Origin of the sequence: Evansella clarkii, from assembly GCF_002019695.1 — a bacterium.
Classification (GTDB): domain Bacteria; phylum Bacillota; class Bacilli; order Bacillales; family Salisediminibacteriaceae; genus Evansella; species Evansella clarkii.
Window position 1 is genome coordinate 4,763,446 of the sequence record NZ_KV917376.1, and the last position, 14,774, is coordinate 4,778,219.

General features: G+C 42.2%; 14 protein-coding genes. 4 read left to right on the top strand and 10 right to left on the bottom strand.

Going from position 1 to position 14,774, the window contains the following annotated elements:
• Positions 1 to 36 precede the first annotated feature (36 nt).
• The gene (locus BK582_RS22610; protein ID WP_078598245.1) at positions 37 to 900 is read right to left on the bottom strand and encodes a metal ABC transporter permease; all 864 of its coding nucleotides are present in this window, start codon (positions 898 to 900) and stop codon (positions 37 to 39) included.
• Positions 900 to 1,658, bottom strand: a complete 759-nt coding sequence (locus BK582_RS22615; RefSeq protein ID WP_078597195.1) for a metal ABC transporter ATP-binding protein — start codon at positions 1,656 to 1,658, stop codon at positions 900 to 902. The genes BK582_RS22610 and BK582_RS22615 overlap by 1 nt, the downstream gene beginning before the upstream one ends.
• Positions 1,659 to 2,080: 422 nt before the next feature.
• On the opposite strand from BK582_RS22615, the gene BK582_RS22620 reads away from it, so the two are divergent.
• Positions 2,081 to 2,356 (top strand): DUF2624 family protein, encoded by a 276-nt coding sequence (locus BK582_RS22620; protein WP_167553250.1) that lies wholly within the window; start codon positions 2,081 to 2,083, stop codon positions 2,354 to 2,356.
• A 179-nt stretch (positions 2,357 to 2,535) separates the two neighbouring features.
• Here the strand turns inward: BK582_RS22620 and BK582_RS22625 are convergent, their stop codons facing one another.
• Complete coding sequence (locus BK582_RS22625; RefSeq protein ID WP_078597197.1) at positions 2,536 to 3,429, bottom strand: deoxyribonuclease IV; 894 nt, start codon at positions 3,427 to 3,429, stop codon at positions 2,536 to 2,538.
• A gap of 31 nt (positions 3,430 to 3,460) precedes the next feature.
• Positions 3,461 to 4,756: a DEAD/DEAH box helicase gene (locus BK582_RS22630; protein WP_078597198.1), complete on the bottom strand. Its 1,296-nt coding sequence runs from the start codon at positions 4,754 to 4,756 to the stop codon at positions 3,461 to 3,463.
• Between the two features lie 354 nt (positions 4,757 to 5,110).
• Here BK582_RS22630 and vrrA point away from each other — a divergent pair, with 354 nt between their 5' ends.
• From vrrA to BK582_RS22645, 3 genes are all read left to right on the top strand, one after another.
• The gene (gene vrrA, locus BK582_RS22635) at positions 5,111 to 5,908 is read left to right on the top strand and encodes a VrrA/YqfQ family protein (protein WP_169911222.1); all 798 of its coding nucleotides are present in this window, start codon (positions 5,111 to 5,113) and stop codon (positions 5,906 to 5,908) included.
• Between the two features lie 176 nt (positions 5,909 to 6,084).
• The gene (locus BK582_RS22640; RefSeq protein ID WP_078597200.1) at positions 6,085 to 6,579 is read left to right on the top strand and encodes a CarD family transcriptional regulator; all 495 of its coding nucleotides are present in this window, start codon (positions 6,085 to 6,087) and stop codon (positions 6,577 to 6,579) included.
• Between the two features lie 320 nt (positions 6,580 to 6,899).
• The gene (locus BK582_RS22645; protein WP_078597201.1) at positions 6,900 to 7,865 is read left to right on the top strand and encodes a 4-hydroxy-3-methylbut-2-enyl diphosphate reductase; all 966 of its coding nucleotides are present in this window, start codon (positions 6,900 to 6,902) and stop codon (positions 7,863 to 7,865) included.
• A gap of 184 nt (positions 7,866 to 8,049) precedes the next feature.
• Here BK582_RS22645 and BK582_RS22650 read toward each other — a convergent pair whose 3' ends face one another.
• The 6 genes from BK582_RS22650 to dnaG form a co-directional block, all read right to left on the bottom strand.
• A complete protein-coding gene (locus tag BK582_RS22650) occupies positions 8,050 to 9,168 on the bottom strand; it encodes a Nif3-like dinuclear metal center hexameric protein (RefSeq protein WP_078597202.1) in 1,119 nt (372 codons plus the stop codon).
• Positions 9,165 to 9,872: a tRNA (adenine(22)-N(1))-methyltransferase gene (locus tag BK582_RS22655; RefSeq protein ID WP_078597203.1), complete on the bottom strand. Its 708-nt coding sequence runs from the start codon at positions 9,870 to 9,872 to the stop codon at positions 9,165 to 9,167. Before BK582_RS22655 ends, BK582_RS22650 begins: the two co-directional genes overlap by 4 nt.
• Before the next feature lie 163 nt (positions 9,873 to 10,035).
• Positions 10,036 to 10,404: a c-type cytochrome gene (locus BK582_RS22660; protein WP_078597204.1), complete on the bottom strand. Its 369-nt coding sequence runs from the start codon at positions 10,402 to 10,404 to the stop codon at positions 10,036 to 10,038.
• Positions 10,405 to 10,575: 171 nt separating this feature from the next.
• A complete protein-coding gene (locus BK582_RS22665; protein WP_078597205.1) occupies positions 10,576 to 11,292 on the bottom strand; it encodes a glycerophosphodiester phosphodiesterase in 717 nt (238 codons plus the stop codon).
• A gap of 334 nt (positions 11,293 to 11,626) precedes the next feature.
• Positions 11,627 to 12,745, bottom strand: coding sequence for an RNA polymerase sigma factor RpoD (rpoD, locus tag BK582_RS22670; protein WP_078597206.1), 1,119 nt, complete (start codon positions 12,743 to 12,745; stop codon positions 11,627 to 11,629).
• 47 nt (positions 12,746 to 12,792) lie between these two features.
• Complete coding sequence (gene dnaG / locus BK582_RS22675; protein ID WP_078597207.1) at positions 12,793 to 14,604, bottom strand: DNA primase; 1,812 nt, start codon at positions 14,602 to 14,604, stop codon at positions 12,793 to 12,795.
• Positions 14,605 to 14,774: the final 170 nt, after the last annotated feature.

Genomic DNA, 14,774 nt, shown 5'->3' on the forward strand with positions numbered 1-14,774 from the left:
TATTCCATTAGCTGTCCAAGTCCTTGCTGCTCAGCTTTAACTGCTATGCTGCACAGACCTGAAATACCTGGGGATAATACCTTGTTTTGGTGAGAAAAAGAATGCTGCCGCGAAAAGGACCGAAGCTACAAGGACAATCGCCGCTCCGGATGATATATCATAAATAACTGAGAAAAACAGCCCGGAAACGGCTGAAATCACTCCTGTAACAGCCGAAAGTACAAGCATGACAGAAAATCTTTCAGTAAGGAGATATGCTGTTGCCCCTGGCGTAATCAGCATAGCTACAACGAGAATTATACCAACAGTCTGCAGAGATGCAACTGTTACGAGAGACAAAAGCAGCATAAGCATGTAATGAATAAATCTTACAGGAAGCCCGCTTGCTTTTGCCATTGTTTCATCAAAAGTACTTAATAATAACGGGCGGTAAAATAATATCACCATCAAAATGACAAATATGCCGATGCCTAAAGTAATCCATAAATCAGCCCTTGAAACAGCCAGGACATTACCGAACAGAATATGCCATAAATCAACACTCGTTCCCTGAAGCCCAGTGATCATAGCGATCCCCAGAGCAAACATGGCGGTGAACATTATTCCAATCGCTGAGTCTTCCTTAACCTTGCTGTTCCTGGTAATATAACCTATCGACAGAGCAGTCAATACCCCTGTGATAACCGCACCAATGAAGAAGCTTGCTCCAAGCATATAAGCGATTACCACTCCTGGAAGAACAGCATGAGATATAGCATCTCCCATTAAGGCCATCCCTCTTAAAATAATAAAGCAGCCGATTACACCGCAAATCACGCCCACAAGAATAGCAGCGAATAATGCATTCTGCAGATAAGGGTAGCGAATCAGCTGGTCAATAAACAGTAGAATCTGATCGATCAAGGGTTCACCACCACCATCTCTTTACCCTCTTTAATTACCGCTGTGTTACCTTTGTAAGCTCTCTGTATATTTGAAGAAGAGTATACTTCGTCAACTTTTCCTGCATGAATTAATTCCTGATTAAGAAGGACGAGCTGATCAAAATACTTCTCTACCTTGCTTAAGTCATGATGAATGACAAAAATAGTTTTTCCTTCACTGCTTAAGCTTCTCAGAAGATTGATAATGATCTCCTCAGACTTTACATCGATACCTACAAATGGTTCATCAAGGAAAAATAAGTCGGCGTTTTGGGTGAGTGCTCGTGCGATGAAGACACGCTGCTGCTGGCCGCCTGAAAGTTCACCTATCTGCCGTCCAGAAAATTCTTCCATTCCGACCTTCCTCAAAGCTTCTGCTGCTTTAGCTTTATCTTTCCTGCTTGCTAATTTATACCATGGAATATGCATATACCTGCCCATCAGCACCACATCTTCCACCCGGACAGGGAAATCCCAGTCAATCATACTCCTCTGTGGCACATACGCTATATTCTTCCTCATACTTTTTACAGGTTTTCCGAAAAAACTGACGGATCCGCTGCTTCTCTCCAGCCCAAGCATCGCCTTCATTAGCGTTGATTTTCCCGCTCCGTTAGGCCCGATCACTCCGACAATAGAGCCCTCATCTACTGAAAAGCTTACATTTTTTAAGGCCGTGTTTCCGTGATAATTTACCGAAAGATTTTTTACCTTAATAGTACCTGGGTTATTCACTGTTTATTCACTCCTCCCTGTTCAAACTCTCTCATCATGCTATTCATGTTTAATTTATCTCTGCAAATTTCACTCAGACGGTGCTGTCAAAGCCTCCCAGCGCAGACAGGACCTGATACTGCAAGCCTCAAATTAATATCTCAGACTTTTAATAATTGATCGTGTTTAATATATGTCGCAAGCTCAATGATTGTGCGTAAATTCGAAAATTTTTCCCTCGAATCAAAAAGTTGGTCTAAGGCAAAACTCCCCTTTATTCCATTATAAAACTCTTCATTGAATTTTTCAATAAGAAGGGATAAAAGCAGCTTTTTATTTCTGTCTCATAGGGGGATTGTGTAACATTTTTTTTGTTTTCCCATATTTATAAAGTGGATGCCCAGATTGCAGGAGAATAAATTTTACCGGGAGGGGGAACTTTATTGAATCCGGTTATTCGCAAAATTGTTAATCAGAAAATAAGAGAACTTACAGTAAAAGAAATTATCAGACTTGCAAGGGAAAACAATATAAACATTACAGTAAAGCAGGCAAAAGAAATATTCGCTGTTTTGCAGGAACAACCTTTTGACATCGGGAATAAAAATACGGTTTTAAAAGTGAACAGACGGTTAAAACAGCTGGATCCTTCCTTATATAAAAAGGCAAGAAAACTGTTAAAGCCTTATGAGGCTTATCTTGATTACTCTCTGGACTAAGAAAAAAGGAAAAAGCAAGGAGAAACCAGCCAAACGCTGAATTTCATCCTTGCTTTTTCATTAGCTGTTTTAAATTTCGCTCTGTTAAACTTTAACGTTGATTTTCACTTCGGCACGCTTGCTGCAATCAACAACGAGTAAAATTAACAGTAACCTTTATCAAAGCCTTAAACTTAAAACTATACAAGCTCCAGTAACCGGTCTTTTAATGCAGTATCAAATTCCCTGTTGCGAATCATTTCAATTTCATGTTTGTACGGGGCTTTTTTGTTTTTCTTATCCGTGCCTATATATGGTGTTTCAAGAATCTTAGGAACATCGCTGAAAGCTTCATGATAGAGAATCCGCTCTAATGCCTCGAAACCAATATGGCCGAAGCCAAGATTTTCATGGCGGTCTTTGCGGGAGCCCCTTTCATTTTTACTGTCATTAATATGAAGAACTTTAAGCCGGTCAAGCCCTATCGTTTCATCAAACTCCTTTACTACATTGTCCAGATTGTTAACTATATCATAGCCAGCATCATGAACGTGGCACGTATCAAAGCATACGGATAGCTTTTCGTTATGTGTGACTCCATCGATTATTTTAGCGATTTCATCAAAAGAACGGCCGCATTCTGACCCCTTTCCTGCCATTGTTTCGAGAGCAATTTGCACATCCTGGTCAGGGTCAAGCACCTCATTAAGGCCTTCAATTATTTTTTCAATCCCTTTATCAGCCCCTGCGCCAACATGAGCGCCAGGGTGCAGAACAATCTGCTTAGCTCCGAGAGCTTCCGTGCGGTCAATTTCACTTCTCAGGAAGTTTACTCCAAGTTCGAAAGTTTCTTTCTTTGTCGTGTTAGCGATATTAATAATATATGGCGCATGTACCACTATATGTGAAATTCCATTTTCCCCCATATGTTTCTGACCAAGCTCAATGTTCAAATCCTCAATCGCTTTTCTTCTCGTATTCTGCGGTGCTCCTGTATATATCATAAATGTTGTTGCGCCGTATGAAGCTGCCTCTTCACTCGCTGCCAGGAGCATTTTCTTTCCGCTCATAGATACATGTGAACCTAATAACATTTTTCTTTTTCCTCCCCCGGCGAAACAGACTTTACTTCTTGTTGTTCCGCTCAATTCTTCGTTTTCTTCTTTCTTCCTTTTCCTGTTTAAATCGTGCTTTCTTTTTGTAACCTGGTTTTACTTTTTTGGGTTTCGCTACTGCTCTGGCTGCTTCTCCAGTTTCCTTTTTCGGCTGGGGCCGCTTTCGCTTTTCCAGATCCACCCATTCATCTTTCTTTAACTCTTTATATACAAATTTGATTCCCTGTTTTTCAAGCTTACTGACAGGAAGCTGGTCTTCCCGGCCAATAAAAGTAACGGCAATACCATCCCACCCTGCGCGGGCGGTTCTTCCTACCCGGTGAACATAATACTCAAGCTCTTTAGGCAGTTCGTAGTTGATAATATGGCTGATTCCTTTTACATCGATCCCTCTGGCGACAAGATCTGTAGCCACCAGGTACTGCACTTCCGCATCCTGAAGGCGTTTCATTACTTTCTTCCGCTGCCTCGGACTGACTCCTCCATGGAGAACGTCTGCATTAAGTCCTGCAGCCTGGAGTGCTTCAAACACTTCGTCAGCCGTCTCTTTTGTATTTGTAAAAATCACTGCCAGAAACGGGTTAAGCTTTTTCAGGACCGGTATTAACAGCTGTTTTCTGTCCTTATCTCTGTCAGGAACAAGCCAGTGTTCAATCTGCTTAGGAGACACATTTTCCGGCTGCACTTCCACCTGACGGGGATTTTTCATATATTTACGGAGAAACGGCTTCAGCTTTTCCGGTATCGTAGCGGAAAAAACCATCATTTGAACTTCCTTTTTCATTTTTGAGGCAGCCCGGTCTACATCTTCCAGGAATCCCATGTCAAGCATCTGATCTGCTTCATCTACTACAAGCATATCCACATGGTAAACATCGAGTGCTTTCTCATCAATCATATCCGCAATACGGCCAGGTGTGCCTACAATAATATGAGGCTTATGTTTCAGCTTTTCGATCATCCTTTGTCTGTCTGTTCCTCCGGTAACTAATTGTGAACTGATTGCCTTCTCAGAAAAACGGGTGAGTTTTGTCAGTTCATCATAAAGCTGAGTTGCCAGCTCCCTTGTTGGAGCTGTAATGACAGCCTGTGTCTCTTTTCTGTCAGGGTTTATTCTGTGGACTGCAGGAATCATAAATGCATATGTCTTCCCGGTTCCAGTCTGAGATTGCCCGATCACATCCAGGCCGTTTTTAATAGCCGGAATTAAACGTTCCTGAATTTCCGTAGGAAGGTCTATGTTTTGCTCCATTAAAGCTTGAATTAAAAATGGCTGCAATTCAAATCGATTAAAGTTATGCTCCATCTTATTTCATCATCCTTTTCAATAAAGTGAAACTTCAATCAGCGAGGTGTACTTCCCCCGCTGACTGTTAGCTGAACCAATTCCGATGTTAGCGTCCGTTATCTCCCGCCCGGATATCTATGCTTCCACTTATGTCTGTGAGGCGGAGGGTTTACGGACGCTTACATCGGGATAAATAACCCGTCCGTACATATTATTGCACTAATTATATATTTTAGCATGAATTGGGAAGATATAGCTACTGGCTGTTCCTGTGAGGTTTGTTTTTTAATAATTTTGTTTTTGCCCATACATATTATTGACTGTTGCATATACCTATCATGAGAGATCTTGTAAATCGAAAGGATGTTTCTCATGTTCGGACCAAGACCCTTTCCTCCAGGCCCAGCTCCTCCAGGCGGACTGTTTGGCGGTGGTTCCTTCCTTGGCCCGCAGGCCTCTATGCTTCCTCAGACAATGGCCCCTGTGCAGCAGGCCGGACAGGGGGCAGGGCTGCTATCCCGCTTATTAGGCGGCGGATCCTCATTGGGCGCTGCCGGACCTGCAGGCTCAGCTGCTACCAGTGCAGTTGGAAGTGCAGGAGCAGCTGGCGGCGGATTAACCGGATTGATGGGTTTCGTGGAGAACACCCAAAAGGCGATCCAGGTTGTACAGCAATTTGCCCCAATGGTCCAGCAATATGGTCCTCTTGTAAAATCTTTGCCTCAGCTGCTATCTTCCATGAGCTCTTCTGATGATGAAGAAGAAGAGGATGAAGAAATTAATGAAGAGGAAACTGCGCCGGACGAGGAAGAAGCGGAAGAAGACACTTTAGAGAATCCTGGTGAAGATGATTCAGAAGATGAAGATGTTAGTAAAGAAAAAAACGACGGAGAAGATAAGAATAAAAGCAAACCGCCAGCAAAGAAAAAAAACGCGTCAGGTGATGTCAGAAAAAAAAGTAAGCAAAATAAACAAAACGCTGCAAAAAAGAAAGCTGCTGTAAAAGAAAAAAAAGAAGGCGTTACTTCCAGCACTAAAAGCAAAAACGACATAAGCAATAAAAAAACAGGAATGTCTGCAAAGAAACAAAGCCGAAAACGCCCTCAAAAAAATACAAAGAAGCCAGACAGGAGTATCGGGAATTCTCCTGCGCCGAAACTTTATATTTAATCCAGCCTCCGTAGTTTGCAGGCTGGATTTCCCTGCTTTTTCTTTTCTTTTTTTATGAAGTTCGACACTGTTTTTTCTCTGTTTTTCATTGACTATTAGGGGATTACATAGTAAAATTTTAAATTTAATTCATTTTATGATACAATATAGATACTATTGTATTTGGAGGAATGCTCATGTTTAATGTCGGTGATCACGTAGTTTACCCTTACCACGGAGCAGGAACGATTCAGGATATTGAGGAAAAGGATATCTTAGGGCAAAAGTTAAATTACTTTGTTGTATACTTTCCTCTTAACCATGTCACATTAATGCTTCCGGAAAACAGAATTGATTCATCAGGGCTTCGAAAAATTATACAGACTAAAGAAATAGAGGAACTGGCTACAGCATTGAAGCCGGCGGAAGATAATGCCTCCAAGAAGGATGCAGCGAGACCATACTCCAAAGAAAATGAAACACTATTGAAATCAGGATGTATTCTCGATGCAGCAGCAGTAATATCAAACCTGACATCAAAAGAAGGCGAGAGAACAAACGGCCTGCATATGGAGGACCGCAAAAACCTTGATCGCGCAAAACAATTTATTGTGAGTGAACTTATGCTCGTTAAAAACATTACTGAAGAAGAGGCATACAGATTCATAAGCGACAATTCAAAAGGCGCCTGACTTCTGGATATAGTATAAAAAGGCTATGTTAAAGATAATTCTGTGTTGATTGTAGCATAAGGAGGCGAGACGCGCCTTCGGGAATAGCATTAGCTGAAGACCCCCTCGGAAGCCAAAAAGGCTTCCGAGGTAGCTGAAGCAATGCCCGAGGCAAACGAGCGTCCTGTTGCGGAAATCAACTTTAAGGTTTAACTAAGCTTTAAAAGTGGTCTTTCGCATCCTTGCGAAAGACTGTTTTGTTGTCTGGATTGTAAAATCAGATCTTAAAGCTTTATAATAGACCTATATTATAAATAGTGTTTTTGTTAGGAGGAATCACAGTGGAAGTCATTAAAATTTCTCCCCGCGGTTACTGCTACGGTGTCGTTGACGCCATGGTACTTGCCAGACAGGCGGCGGAAAATCTTGATTTGCCAAGACCGATCTATATACTGGGTATGATCGTTCATAATAAACATGTAACTGATGCATTCACAGAAGAAGGAATTACTACCCTTGACGGGCCGAACAGGCTGGAAATATTAAAGAAAGTCGATAAAGGAACAGTCATCTTTACAGCTCACGGAGTTTCTCCGGAAGTCAGGAAGCTCGCAAAGGAAAAAGGGCTTACGACCGTTGACGCTACTTGTCCCGATGTTACAAGAACCCATGACCTTATCCGCGAAAAAAAAGCGGAAGGCTATGAAATTATTTATATCGGCAAAAAAGGCCATCCTGAACCGGAAGGAGCAGTTGGAGTAGCTCCCGATATCGTTCACCTCGTAGAAAAAGAAGAGGATGTAAGGGCGCTGAATATTAACTCTGATAAAATCCTTGTAACAAACCAGACGACAATGAGCCAGTGGGACGTGTCACATCTGATTAACAGCTCCATTAAAAAATATCCTCATGCTGAAGTCCATAACGAGATCTGCCTTGCGACTCAGGTAAGACAGGAAGCAGTCGCTGAACAAGCCAAAGAGGCTGATCTCCTTCTTGTTGTCGGGGATCCTAAAAGCAACAACTCGAACCGCCTTGCCCAGGTTTCTAAAGAAATTGCCGGCACACAAGCATACCGGATCGCAAATTTAAACGAACTCAATCTGGAATGGCTGAAAGGTGTTAATAAAGTGGCGGTTACCGCAGGAGCAAGTACACCTACTCCGATCACAAGGGAACTCATTAAATTCCTTGAACAATTTGATGAAGACGACCCGCATACATGGGATGCCACCAGCACAGTCAAGCTGACAAAAATACTCCCTAAAGTAAAAAAGAAAAGCACCGATAAAAAAGCGGTGAATTAATAAAAAACCAGCCAGTATAATCTGGCTGGTTATATTAATATATGAACCAATTTCATAATTAAAGATGATCATACTTTTTCTGAAAATAGTATTGTGTTATTCGATTTACACTTCAGACGGACGGCAATCGAAAAGTAGTGTTCGCCTTTTTTTTATTCTGAGCCTATATGAAATTCATTCATATTTATAAAAATTTAAAAGGATCTGTATTTATTTTTGAGCTGATAACTTCTGTCTCATAGTTGTTTTCCTTTATAAAGCCATCAAGAATCCGCTTTACTCCATCCTTCATTATTTTTTCGACGTTATGGCCAGGATCCACCATAGCCAGTCCTTCGAGCATCGCATCATGGGCAACGTGGTAATACACGTCCCCTGTTACAAAAGCATCCGCTCCTTTAAAAAGAGCTGCGGAAACATACTTATTCCCGTCTCCGCCCAGTACGGCAACTTTCTTTATCAGTTTATCAAGATCTCCTGTCACTCTTACCCCATCTACTTCATAAGCAGCCTTTACATGGCCGGCAAATTCCTTCAGGGTCATTTCCTCCTTCAGACGGCCAATGCGACCCAGACCATACTTGTCTCCCGGAACAGCAAGCTCATAAATATCATAAGCCACTTCTTCGTATGGATGAGAATTAATTACAGCGCGAATAACCTTTTTTTCAATGGAAGCCGGAAAGACTGTTTCAATTTTCACTTCATCCACATATTCCATTTTCCCTTGTTCGCCGATAAATGGATCTGTTCCTTCACCTGGCCTAAACGTACCTGTCCCCTTCGTATTAAAAGAGCAATGGCTGTAGTTACCAATAAAGCCTGCACCTGCATTCCCCAGTGCGCCCCTCACTTTGCCAGCTTCGTTTTCCGGTACAAAGACGACAAGCTTCTTAAGGGAGTCCTCAAAAGTTTCCGCCAGCACTTCTGTTTCTTCAAGGCCTAGAGCTTCTGCCATTAAATCATTAACACCCCCCGGTGCTACATCCAGATTAGTATGGGCGGCATAAACGGTAATGTCATTTTTTATCAGTTTTTCAATAGTCCGGCCGTATGTCTGATCGGTACGTAAAGCTTTTATTGGCTTAAAAATAATTGGATGGTGAGCGATAATTAAATCCACTCCTGCTTCGACAGCCTCGTCAACCACTGGTTCGATCACATCAAGAGCAATCATTACTTTTTTAACCTTTTTATTTAGTGTACCGATCTGCAGACCTATTTTGTCCCCTTCCACAGCATATGCTTTAGGAGAAAAACTTTCAAAAGCCTGGATCAATGTCTGCCCGTTTGCGATTTTCATGTTAATTCCTCCTTTATCCAGCCAGCTTTTTTTTCAACTTCCTTTTTTCTATCCAGAAGTTCACCCGAGTCCGAAGCTTTATCAAGCTGTATTCGAATATTCTCCAGCTGTCTTAATTCCCTGTTCCACTTCTTTTTAAAAGCAGAATTCTTTTCTTTCAGCAGCAGCGGGCCGAGCCATATTTCTTTTTCAGTATTTTCGCTGTACAGAGCAAGAGGATCACCTTTTTCCGCTGTAAGGATTTCATAGATATGCCCGTCCTCTTCCATGATCGCTTCCTGCGTAAGCTTCCACTCATTTTCAATGAGCCACCGGCGTACAGAATCAGCAGCTACATTAGGCTGTAAAATGAGCTTCCTGACAGCCTCCAGATTCTCTTTGCCTTCTTCGAGGATCTGGCTTATAAGCGGTCCACCCATCCCTGCGATAACTACAGTGTCGGGTGCCTCTCCTTTAATAACAGAAAGCCCGCTTCCAAGCCGGGGTTGAATCTTATTTTCCAGGCCGTGCTTCTTAACCTGTTTAATGGCTGATTGCAGCGGGCCTTCATTTACCTCTCCAGCGATCGCTTTTTTAGCAATTTCATTTTTAATAAGGTAAACAGGAAGATATGCGTGATCCGAACCAATATCGGCAACATATGCTTCTTTATCAACAAATGAAGCAACTTTTTCCAGTCTCTTTGATAGTTTAATTTCGGCCATTTTATTCACCTTTGGTTTTAAGTTTGTCTTTTCCCTATGTACTCTTTATATCTTTATATTTATTGCTCCACTTCATGCCTTCTTCAGAAGAGTTCCTGTGAGATATTTCATGAATTAAGATAGCAAAAAAGAAGGATAAACATCCTTCTCTTTGTCCTGGTATTTATTCTGTTTCTGTAATAAGATACTCCGCAACTGCCTCTGCTTCTTCTCCTGATACAAGGCCTGGTGGCATTGCACCTGGACCTTCAGCAATGATATTCACGATATCTTCCTGAGAAAATCTGTCTGCAGCGTCAGTTAAAGCCGGATTTCCATCAAGGTTTTCTCCGTGGCAAGCGGCACAGTTCCCGATATATACGTGTTCACCTAGTTCATACGGGCTGTCAAAGTTCTCGGCAGCTTCATTGTTCTCACCGTTCTCGCCAGCCATATCATCACCAATATTAAGGCCGATAAAGGAAAGAATGATTATGAGACCAATGCCCAGTACCGCTGTGATACCAAATGGATAAAGGGGTTTCCCTTTCATAACTATGTACCTCCTTCTGACTTAAAGAAATTACTGTTGCTTAAAAGTTGTGAGCTTGTAAGAAGTCAAGCTAATGTATATTGTACTTCAAATTCCTCTTTTAGAAAAGTAAAATAAAGAAAATCCGAAAAGCATTGCTATTTGTTGTCAATTGTTGTCGATTAAAGCCTTTTACTTTAGCAGCCCGCTCATCAATTTAGGATCATCTGAAATAATCCCGTCCACTCCCGCTGCCTGGCAGCGAAGCGCCTCTCTCGTACTGTTAACATTGTAAGTTCTTACTGTATGGCCGTTTCTGACCCATGATCTGTAAAATTTAGCATAATAATAAGAATGCCTGATATGGATGGAATCCGCATTGACAGTTTTCCTGTATCCGCTGATACGAATAATTGGCGTTTTCGTCAGAAGCGCCGTCTCAATAGAAGAGTTACGTTCTTTAATATACGGGAGGTAAGAATGGGCAAAAGTAGAGATAACCACCTTTTTCTCGGTTCTGGTACCGTGTATTACAGCAAGGCAGCTGTCTAAAAACGCCTCGTAATTATCTTTCTGCTCTTTTAATTCTACATGCATAGTTATATTTTTCTCTTTTACCCACAATAATACTTCCTCGAGGGAAGGAATTTTTTCTCCGCGAAACTGTTCGCCAAACCAGCTTCCGGCATCAAAATTACGCAGTTCTTTAAAAGTAAACGAATTTACATTTCCTTTTCCGTCAGTGGTCCGGTCTATTTTGCTGTCATGAATAACGACAGGAATATGATCCCTCGTAATCTGAACATCCAGTTCGATACCATTTATTGAATACTCTGCAGCAGATATAAACGCTGCCATAGTATTTTCAGGTGTGTAACGCTTATTCCCCCGATGGGCAATTATTTTCATTCCACAGCACCCTTTACATCGATTGATTACTAAGATAAAAGCATCTATATTCTTTTTTTGTTCTACAGCTATCTTTGGCAACATAAGAAAAAAATAAGGACCTGTATTTTCAGCAGCTGCATTCCATTGTATACTGTTGCCCTGACTGAATCTGTTCCCCAAAGTCAAGTATTAAAAACATATTTTAATCAGCTGCGCTTTTTCATCAGTTTGCATTAACCGATGAAAATGAGTACAATAAGTTACAACAATGTCAGCGCTTACAAAAAAGACCGGGTTACTATTAACAACTAAAAAAACAAGGAGCCTGACAAATGACAGGCCCCGTGAATTTTTATTCCAGGAAGTCTTTCAGGCGCTTGCTTCGGCTTGGGTGCCGCAGCTTACGTAACGCCTTTGCTTCGATTTGACGGATTCGTTCCCTTGTTACACCGAATACTTTCCCCACTTCTTCGAGTGTACGAGTTCGGCCGTCATCCAGACCAAATCGTAAGCGAAGCACATTTTCTTCACGGTCTGTAAGAGTATCCAGAACATCTTCCAGCTGTTCTTTTAACAGCTCATAAGCCGCTGCATCAGATGGAGCCAGAGCTTCCTGGTCTTCAATAAAGTCACCAAGATGAGAATCGTCTTCTTCTCCAATTGGTGTCTCAAGCGAAACAGGTTCCTGGGCAATTTTAAGGATCTCCCTCACTTTATCAGGGGTCAGATCCATTTCTTTCGAAACCTCTTCAGGTGTTGGTTCACGCCCAAGATCCTGCAGCAGCTGCCGCTGTACCCTGATCAGCTTATTGATTGTTTCAACCATATGAACCGGAATCCGGATCGTTCTCGCCTGGTCTGCAATCGCACGGGTTATTGCCTGGCGAATCCACCATGTAGCATACGTACTGAATTTGTATCCTTTATTATAATCAAACTTTTCCACTGCTTTAATCAGGCCCATATTCCCTTCCTGAATTAAATCAAGGAAAAGCATGCCTCTTCCCACATACCTTTTAGCGATACTGACAACGAGACGCAGATTGGCTTCCGCAAGACGCCGTTTAGCCTCTTCGTCACCGTCTTCAATTTTCTTTGCAAGTTCAATTTCTTCCGTAGCAGATAATAAAGGCACACGCCCGATCTCTTTTAAATACATACGGACAGGGTCATTTATTTTAATTCCCGGAGGAACACTTAAATCGTTCAGATCGAATTCTTCCTCTTCCTTTTCCACTTGCTGGAGACTTGGCACAGCTTCTGTTTCATTTAAAATCTCTACTCCCTGCTCACCAAGATACTCAAAAAATTCATCCATTTGTTCTGAATCCTGATCAAAAGCGGCAAGGCGTTCGGTAATATCGGTATAAGATAAGACCCCCCGTTTTTTACCCAGTTCCACTAACTGTTCTTTTACCTGATCGATGGTAATGTCACCTTCCGCCATCGGACGCAATGGTTTGTCTGCCATGCGACCCCTCCTTCCTGAAATTCAAGCCAACTTCCACAATTTTCGCTTTATATCTTTTTTAACGCTTGCTCCATTTTAATTATATCCATAGCTATCGAGGCTGCTTTGTTAAAATCTCCGGCTTCTTCAGCCTCTTTCCTTGCTGTTTTCAGCTGTTCGATTTCAAGGCGCTTTGGATACTTCTTAATTTGTTTTATATAATCGTCCAGTTCCTGCTCAGACATTTCAGTGTTTATAGTCATCATCGCAAGTTCTGTTGTGATCCTTTTCAGTTTTTCATCCTCCATCCGTTCAATGAACAGAGACGGGTCGGGAGAATGGCCTTCTCCGTAAAAGCTGTACAGGTGAGCGGCTATCGCCTGATACTCATCTATATTAAAGGTTCCGCCAACCTGATCCTGCACCTGGGCAGCCACACTGTCACTGTGCAGCATATGGGCAAGCAGAAGCCGTTCTGCATTTTCATGGGCCAGCTTTAATTTTTTTTGCGGTTTCATCGCATAAGATCCTGCAGCTGACCTGATTTCCCGTTTTTCTTTCTTTTTCTGGGATTTAAAAATCTGGTGCTGTTCCTGCTTTAGCGCTTCAAGGGATATATTAAATTCCTCAGCAAGCTGACGGATATAATGATCCCGCTCGACCGCTCTCTCAAGCAGGCTGATTTCTTTTAGTACAGTATGGATATAGTCCATTCTTTCGCCTTCATCAAGCAGATTTCTGCCCCGGCGAAAATATTGGAACTTAAAAGCCATTAAAGTCATACTTTGTGAAATCACCTGGCTGCTAAATTGCTCAGGCCCGTTTTGCTGAATATAATCATCCGGGTCATAACCTTCCGGCAGCCTTGCCACCCTGACCTGAAGTCCGGCCTCTTCAAGAATTACAGCATTTTTAAATGTCGCGTTCTGGCCTGCATCATCGCCGTCATAGCAGATGATCACCTTATCAGCATTACGCCGGAGCATTCTGGCGTGATTTTCTGTAAGTGCAGTGCCCAGGGCTGCCACTCCATGTTGTATACCCGCTCTCCATGCCGAGATAACATCCACGTAACCTTCAAACAACACTGCCTCGCCCTTTTTTTTAATTGCCTTTCGCGCCTGATGAAAATTATACAGAATCTCGCTTTTTTTAAAGAGAGCTGATTCAGGGCTGTTCAAATACTTAGGATTGCCTTCACCAAGTATCCTTCCGCCAAAGGCAACTGCTTCCCCGTTTTTATTCCATATTGGGAACATTATTCTGTCTCTGAAACGGTCAAATGATTTCTTGTCAAAATCACGAACTGCCAGAAGACCGGATTCAGCCATATCTTTTAGAGAAAAATTCCGCTTTTCTAGGAAATTAGTCAGCAAATCCCATGAATCGGGAGCATATCCAATTTGAAAAGTATCAATCGCCTCTCTCGTAAACCCTCTTTTTCGCAAGTATTCCCTTGCATCCCTTCCTTCATCAGTGGCTGTAAGAATGTGGTGATATAATTTTGCAGCCAGCGTATGGCCTTCAATCCAGGGTTGTAACGTCTCGTCTTTTTTACCTGAATTTCCTGCAGCCTCTTCTGCTTCCGGAACCGATATATTCACTCTTCGGGCAATCTTTGCGACCGATTCACTAAAGGAAAGGCCGTCTGTTTCCATAAGAAAAGAAAAGACATTCCCTCCCGCTCCGCATCCAAAGCAGTGATAGAGCTGTTTATCAGGTGATACCGAAAAAGAAGGGGTTTTCTCTCCATGAAAAGGGCAAAGACCGGTGAGGTTTCTGCCTTGCTTTTTCAATTGAACATATTCACTGATAATATCCACAATGTCCACGGATTTTCTGATTTCTTCGATTTTCTCTTCGGGAATTCGTGGACTCAATGTTAAATCACCAGCCTTTTTTCAGTAGGCTTTGTTAAAATTTGCTGTTGATTTCCGTTTCAAGGTACTTGCTTGCCTCGGGCATTGCCTCAGCTCCTCGGGAAAACCGCCCTGCGGGATCTTCGCCTAATGCTATTCCCGAAGGCGTCTCGCACCTTTTCACTACCATC

Excerpts from the sequence above, each read along its gene's own strand:
- BK582_RS22640 (WP_078597200.1), top strand. The coding sequence starts at position 6,085 with ATGTTTAATGTCGGTGATCACGTAGTTTACCCTTACCACGGAGCAGGA.
- BK582_RS22630 (WP_078597198.1), bottom strand. The coding sequence starts at position 4,756 with ATGGAGCATAACTTTAATCGATTTGAATTGCAGCCATTTTTAATTCAA.
- BK582_RS22665 (WP_078597205.1), bottom strand. The coding sequence starts at position 11,292 with ATGAAAATAATTGCCCATCGGGGGAATAAGCGTTACACACCTGAAAAT.
- rpoD (WP_078597206.1), bottom strand. The coding sequence starts at position 12,745 with ATGGCAGACAAACCATTGCGTCCGATGGCGGAAGGTGACATTACCATC.
- BK582_RS22660 (WP_078597204.1), bottom strand. The coding sequence starts at position 10,404 with ATGAAAGGGAAACCCCTTTATCCATTTGGTATCACAGCGGTACTGGGC.
- BK582_RS22650 (WP_078597202.1), bottom strand. The coding sequence starts at position 9,168 with ATGAAAATCGCAAACGGGCAGACATTGATCCAGGCTTTTGAAAGTTTT.
- BK582_RS22655 (WP_078597203.1), bottom strand. The coding sequence starts at position 9,872 with ATGGCCGAAATTAAACTATCAAAGAGACTGGAAAAAGTTGCTTCATTT.
- vrrA (WP_169911222.1), top strand. The coding sequence starts at position 5,111 with ATGTTCGGACCAAGACCCTTTCCTCCAGGCCCAGCTCCTCCAGGCGGA.
- BK582_RS22625 (WP_078597197.1), bottom strand. The coding sequence starts at position 3,429 with ATGTTATTAGGTTCACATGTATCTATGAGCGGAAAGAAAATGCTCCTG.